The 5,870-nt window shown below is 61.9% G+C and carries 7 protein-coding genes; 2 read left to right on the forward strand and 5 right to left on the reverse strand.

From position 1 onward, the window contains the following. Positions 1 to 53: 53 nt before the first annotated feature. Together EJI01_RS27920 and EJI01_RS27925 are read right to left on the reverse strand one after the other, a co-directional pair. Positions 54 to 1,022, reverse strand: a complete 969-nt coding sequence (locus EJI01_RS27920) for a JmjC domain-containing protein (protein ID WP_126840358.1) — start codon at positions 1,020 to 1,022, stop codon at positions 54 to 56. Between the two features lie 151 nt (positions 1,023 to 1,173). Further along, positions 1,174 to 1,545 carry a hypothetical protein gene (locus EJI01_RS27925; protein WP_126840359.1) on the reverse strand — a complete coding sequence of 124 codons (372 nt, stop codon included), beginning with the start codon at positions 1,543 to 1,545 and terminating at the stop codon, positions 1,174 to 1,176. Positions 1,546 to 2,171: 626 nt separating this feature from the next. Here EJI01_RS27925 and EJI01_RS27930 point away from each other — a divergent pair. After that, complete coding sequence (locus EJI01_RS27930; RefSeq protein ID WP_126840360.1) at positions 2,172 to 2,861, forward strand: response regulator transcription factor; 690 nt, start codon at positions 2,172 to 2,174, stop codon at positions 2,859 to 2,861. Between the two features lie 61 nt (positions 2,862 to 2,922). Here the strand turns inward: EJI01_RS27930 and EJI01_RS27935 are convergent, their stop codons facing one another. Both EJI01_RS27935 and EJI01_RS27940 read right to left on the reverse strand, forming a co-directional pair. Beyond that, the gene (locus tag EJI01_RS27935) at positions 2,923 to 3,945 is read right to left on the reverse strand and encodes a lysyl oxidase family protein (protein ID WP_126840361.1); all 1,023 of its coding nucleotides are present in this window, start codon (positions 3,943 to 3,945) and stop codon (positions 2,923 to 2,925) included. 182 nt (positions 3,946 to 4,127) lie between these two features. Continuing rightward, positions 4,128 to 4,526, reverse strand: coding sequence for a hypothetical protein (locus EJI01_RS27940; protein WP_126840362.1), 399 nt, complete (start codon positions 4,524 to 4,526; stop codon positions 4,128 to 4,130). Positions 4,527 to 5,036: 510 nt separating this feature from the next. Between EJI01_RS27940 and EJI01_RS27945 the strand changes: the two genes are divergently transcribed. Continuing rightward, entirely contained in the window at positions 5,037 to 5,603 is a 567-nt protein-coding gene (locus EJI01_RS27945) for a DUF4336 domain-containing protein (RefSeq protein ID WP_221885734.1), read from the forward strand. On the opposite strand, the gene EJI01_RS29135 is transcribed toward EJI01_RS27945, so the two are convergent. Continuing rightward, positions 5,600 to 5,870: hypothetical protein (locus EJI01_RS29135; protein WP_221885735.1), on the reverse strand; the 271-nt coding region annotated here is incomplete at its 5' end. The genes EJI01_RS27945 and EJI01_RS29135 overlap by 4 nt on opposite strands.

Consider the following 5,870-nt stretch of genomic DNA (forward strand, 5'->3'; position numbering starts at 1 on the left):
AGCGCGTCTCGCCGGCAGCGGGCAGCGCGCAACGGATCGCCGGTCCCCGGAGGTCAGAACGAGCCCGGCGGCGCCTTCGCCTCACGCCTGAGGCGCCGCGCCGGGCCGAGCTCCTTGGCCAGCGACCAGCGCGCAGCGCCGACCAACCGGCCAAGGGGCGTCTTGATCGCGTCCGCGGCCGGGGAGTCACCGGGGAAGGCGGGCGACAGGCCGAACCTGCGCAGCAGCCAGTTGATCTGGTGGACGCGCGCCATGCTGCGCGTGACTGAGGTGTAGAAGGTCACGCCGATCGAGATCGACACGCGATCGCCCGGCGCCGTCCAGGCCGGATCGGAGCTCGTCATGTGCGGCGAGGTGCTGGGGAAGTAGACACCGTCGCCAGGCCGCGTTTCGAACTGGAGGCTGCGGGGGCGGAACTCCTCCTCGAAGCGCACGTTGCGAAGCGAGTGGCCGACGATAAAGTCCTCGACTGCGTCGGCCGGCACCACCACCCGGTCCCTGTGGTCCCACACGTTCATGGTCTTTCGTCCGTGCAACTGCAGCCAGAAGTTGTTCTCGCGATCGATGTGGAACGGCGTCACCGAAGGCGGCGCGGAGATGAAAACGAAGCCGTTGACGTCGAAGATGTCGGGCTGCTCGCGCTCCACGCTCGCGCGCATGGTGTCCACGATGCTGCAAAGCAGGACCTGGTAGCGCGCGATGACCTCGATGTTGTAGAGCGCCACCCACGAACCCGGCTCCTCGATGCGCTGGAACACCTCTTCAACGCTGCGGCCGTCCGGGTGCTGGCTGTCATGCGTGAAGCTCGAAGCTTGGGTGATGCCCGGTCGCGTGAACCGGCAATTGCCGAAGGGCACGAGATCCTTGGCCAGCGCCGCGAGCTCGGACACCTGGAACAGCGGATGCTGGTGGAAGTTGTGCTGCAGCTTGCCGATCCGGTGCGTGGAGAAGCCGGTGGGATCGTCGGGCCAGACACGGAAAGTCGCGGCCGAAGGCTCGGCGTTCTCATTGCGATAGCCCATAGGATCTCCTCCGAATACAAATCCGAGACCACGCCTATTCAGATAAGGAACCGCGTCTTTCCTTCTCGCTGAGTTCGGTTGGCAGATTTCCGGCGACTGCCTACCTAGCGCCTGAGCCCGCGGTCGCTTTTGAGTCAAGGCGCAGGCTTGCCTAACTCGCAATGAGGACGCGAACGAGAACAACGAGGATCCCAGTAGCAACGAACGCGGTGACTGCCGCCGTCACGAGGTTGGGCGATCCTTCGTCCACGTTGTGCCGCTTCGGCGTAGCGTTGGCGTGGGGTTTTGACCCAGCCGTGTCAAGAGCGGTGCTAAACGGGCTGTAGAGCGCGCCGCCATGGCTCACCAAGTCAGACTCGTTGGCCTGGACATCGACGCCGGCTGATTGGTCGATCCGGTCGGCTTCGAGCGAGGACGACTTCTGTGCTTCGGCTGCGAACAGCGGTGCACCCGCGATTGCCGACAGGGCTGCCAGGCACAGACCTGCAAGCACCAGGCGCGTTCCACGTTGTCTAAGCACCACGACGGTGTCCTTGGTTTTGCCGAGATGGCAGTTACTGCTTGCTGCCGGTCACAGGGTGCGTTTGATAGCTACTTGCAGATCTCCGTCTTCGGGCAATCGACAGCTGGTGCGGCTGTCACGCGTGGTCACCAAAGGTCACCCTCACCAGATCCTGTATGCGACTCTGCAGTTGGCATCGTCACGATGTCAGCTTTCAGTACTAGGCGCCATTCCACAAAAGGGGAACAGCGTGCAGCCCGGGGCAAGCGGCCCGTCGCCTCGATCGCTCAACGGCAGGTATGCAAAGCAGATGCGGCCCTTCGTAGCCGCACCCTCAACTCACGGTCTCGGCCACACGTCGCGCCCCGGACAACGTTCAGCTCTCGCGCGTTGCTCCCTCGGGGGCCGCTGCCTCGGGTCGCGCTCGAACTCGCTCCTCAATACCTTCAATGGCCACAGGTGCCTATTACTTAGCACCCATGCACCGTCATGACAAAGCGCCTATGGAGCGACGGGGACTTGCGGCGTAGCCTCGTCTCCATCTGTGGACCCCGCGTGTTCAATCGGGGTCGAGGTTTTGCAACGAACGACGGAACCACCTGAACAATTTGAAGGACTGGCATGACTTTGACCGAGAGGGGGAGACGATGAGCGCAGAAGGAAGCAGCACGATCACGGTCATGATCGCGTCGGACCGTCAAGCGTTGCTTCTGGCATGGATGGCGAGGCTGATGGGCGAGCCGGGAATCGAACTGCATGCCGAGTCGCCCACTGACCCAGCACGCCTGGGCTACAGCATTGAGCAGAAGTCGCCAGCTGTCCTGCTGCTCGACAAGGCCATGCTAGACCGCCTGGTTGGTGAATCCATTCAAACGATACGCGCACTCTTCGAGAACACGCGCGTGCTTTTGCTGTGGGATGAGCTCTGCGATGGACTGGTCGTCGATGTCTTGCGCTATCGCTTCCATGGTTTCCTGCTCACGAGCTGGTTGCCCGAGGTGGGCCTCAAGTCCATCCGTGCAGTCAGCCGAGGCGAGCTCTGGTTGTCGCGCACCGCGCTGGCGAACGCAATCGCGGACCTGCTGCCGGCCTCCCCCGCCATCGTCGAAGCCAAGCCACTCCACTCGGCGCGCAGCAGCACCACGCTTACGCACCGCGAGCAACAGATCGTCGAGCTGCTGCGCTTCGGATGCACCAACAAGGAAATCGCCAACCAGCTGGGGGTCATGGAAGACACGGTCAAGAAGCACTTGCAAAGCGTGTTTTCCAAACTCGGGGTGCACCGACGCGCCTTGGTGGCGCTGCGTCCGCATCCCGCGGCCTCGAGCCGCATCTGAGGATGCAATTACCGGGACGCCTCGTGCGTAGATTCGTCTTGCGCACCTCTTGTTGCCATTCCTACTCCGTAACGGTAAATGCCTTGGGCAGCACTCCACCCGAACCGACACGAACATCCCATACCGGGTTGCGGCCGCCACGCTTCTTGAACGGCACCGTCACCGTGGCAGTGATCATGTCGAGCGTCGAGGTATCGCTGGCCAAGCGGACATTGCTCGCGATCGGTCGCGGACCATTGCCGCCCTCGAAGGCCACTGTCATGCCGTCGCTGAATCCATAGCCTGTGATGGTGACCTGAACGGACGTTCCGGCCTGCGCCGTGTTCGGAGTGATCGACACCGCCGTCGAACAGTTTCCGCTGCTGTCCAGCACGGCAACCGTGCTCGGTTTCTTGATATCCAAGAGAACACAGGAGACGTTGTCGCTCTCTGTGGATTCGATGATGACCTTCTTCGGATCGATCTCGATCTTCAGCTGATAGAGGCCATCCGCGTTGTTTGTGAAGTCGATCTCTTGACCGGCGAGATGGCTTCCGTAGGTGTCCCCCCAGCCGACGGACATGCCTTGAACATACCGGCCGCAGGTGCTGTACACCGCTTGCGCGGGCGTCCCGGGCAATGTCGTGTCTATCTTGGTGGTGTCCATCACGCAGAAGGTCATCTTGCTTCCAGTTCGCACTGAGCCGCCCGGAGCGTTGACGGGTTGCAGCGTGTACAGCGCATAGTCGTCGAAGTGGAAGTGGTTGTGGGCGGGATGCCACTCGAAGTAGCCTGCGAGACGGAGAAACGATGTGCCATCGCTCAGGAAGACGCGCTGAAACACTTGCTGCTTGCCCGACCCCGTATCGACGGATCCTGCCTCGAGTTGAAGCGGCCCCGTTCCGTTGTTCCAACTTGTCGTGCTGAAGCGCAGTGTGGAACCGGACGCGTCGGCTACGAGCGAGAGGTTCGAAGCGGGCAGAGGTTTCAGGTTGGGCGGCCGGTCAACCACCGTCTGAGCCATCGCACTGCTGGCAAGCGTCACAACACAAGCCGCCAGCGAGCCAAAGGCGACCGACCGAAAATGGGAAGGGTTCGTGCTCATCGACGCGGCTTTCAGGTTACGAGAGACAAGTCATCGTTGGGGCTCGGAATCGCAAGTCGAGCCATTCGTCATGCACTCGAGGCGCCATTCTCCGGCGCAGCGTGCGGAGCAGATCGCGCGCAACCGCGCGAATCGGAAGGAGGTTCCCCTCCCTCCGAGCGCGCGCGAGAGATCGAAATCGGCTACTTGCAGATCTCCTTCTTCGGGTCGCACGGGGGCGGCTCTTTGATGTCGCCGCAGCTGAAGTCGGACAGCACCAGCCTGCCAGGCAGGTTCGTCGAGGCACCGAGCAGCGTGCCAGCACCCGTGCAGTAGAAATGCTGGGTGCTCGGGAGCACCTTCGAGGGACTGACGCTGCAGGAATTCCCCGATGACCAGGTCGCGCTGAGCGTGCCGGCGCCGGCGCCTCCCGTCTGGTTGTTGACGAAGTGCCAGGTGCCCGTGGAGTCCCCGCAAGACTGCCCGCTCAGGTTTTCGAGTTGCGCAGCCAGGGCCGTTCCTGCGTAAACACCCAGAGCCACTACGACCGGCCTCAGCCAATACCGCTTCTTCATGCTTGTCTCCTCGTGGACTTCCTTCATGTCAGCCGCCTTCAATATCCCGCGCCTGAGCGGGACGATGACGCCGTGACGGAAGCAATCGACAGCTGGTGCGGCTGTCACGCGTGGTCACCAAAGGTCGCCCTCACCAGATCCTGTATGCGAATCTGCAGTTGGCATCGTCACGATGTCAGCTTTTAGTACTAGGTGCCATTCCACGAAAGGGGAATAGATGCAATCCGGGGGCTAGGAACCGATGCTGCAAGCATTTTTGCGCGGACCACCTTGTAGTCGTTTCGCCGCCGTCAACGGCGGCTTCCGGGCGGCCGGTTCTGGCGAATGAGCGTCTGCTCAGGGCCTCTAAGCCGGCGTACGGTTTTCAGGGCGGTCACCATCTTGGATTCTGGTTGCGCTGATCTTCAAAGGGCACCAGCGTTGGCGCGGCCCAGCGAACTTCCGGGGTCGGAGTCGCTTTCGGTATGGGCGCGTCCACGCGGACCCAGCGGGGTCAAGCGCTGCCAGAATCGTGCAGGATGTATCCGGGGCGACAACATGGGCGCAGCACTTTACGAGCCGATCAATGTGTACAAGCCTGTGGCGGCCAACATCGGAGTTGTCGACGGGCCCTTTGAATACATTCGCGTGGCTGGCATCAGGCTGCCGCTACCGTTCACCACCCGCATGACGGTGGTGCGCCTCTCGAACGGCGATCTTTTCCTTCACTCGCCGACGAAGTTCGATCGCAAGCTTGCAGACGAGCTTGAGCATCTCGGGACTGTCCGGCATCTGATCTCCCCCAACCAGTTCCACTATGCCCACATTGGAGAGTGGTTGAAGGCCTTTCCGGATGCCGTCGCATCGGCCTCGCCGGGTGTGCGCAGAAGAAGCAGAGCGCGACACGCGGAGATCCGCTTCGGAAGAGACCTCGATCTGGACCCGCCAGACGAATGGCGCAACGAACTGGACCAGACGCTGTTTCCGGGTGGCTACTTCAAGGAATTCATCTTCTTCCACCGGACATCAGAATCTCTCATCGTGACGGACGCCATCATCAACATCGAGTTGGACAAGATGGACGAGCCTTGGCGAACGTTCACGAAGATGAGCGGGATGTACTAGCCACGCGGGCAGTGTTCTTCGGGATGCGCCTGCCGCTGATGTTGCAGCGGAAAGAGGCAGCTGCGGCCGTCGCGAAACTTCACGCATGGCGGCCTCGCCGCATCTTGCTCAGTCATGGGCGCTGCTTCGACGTGGATGCAGACGAAGTCATCCGCCGGATTTTCGGAAAGTAATAGTCCGACCAGGGCCGTTCTTGTCGATGCCAAGGTCGAGCGGCAGCATGTGACCTGAAGAGTGCGGGCCAGGAGATGGTGTGCACCAACAGGT

Origin of the sequence: Variovorax sp. MHTC-1 (assembly GCF_003984645.1) — a bacterium.
Classification (GTDB): Bacteria; Pseudomonadota; Gammaproteobacteria; order Burkholderiales; family Burkholderiaceae_C; genus Variovorax.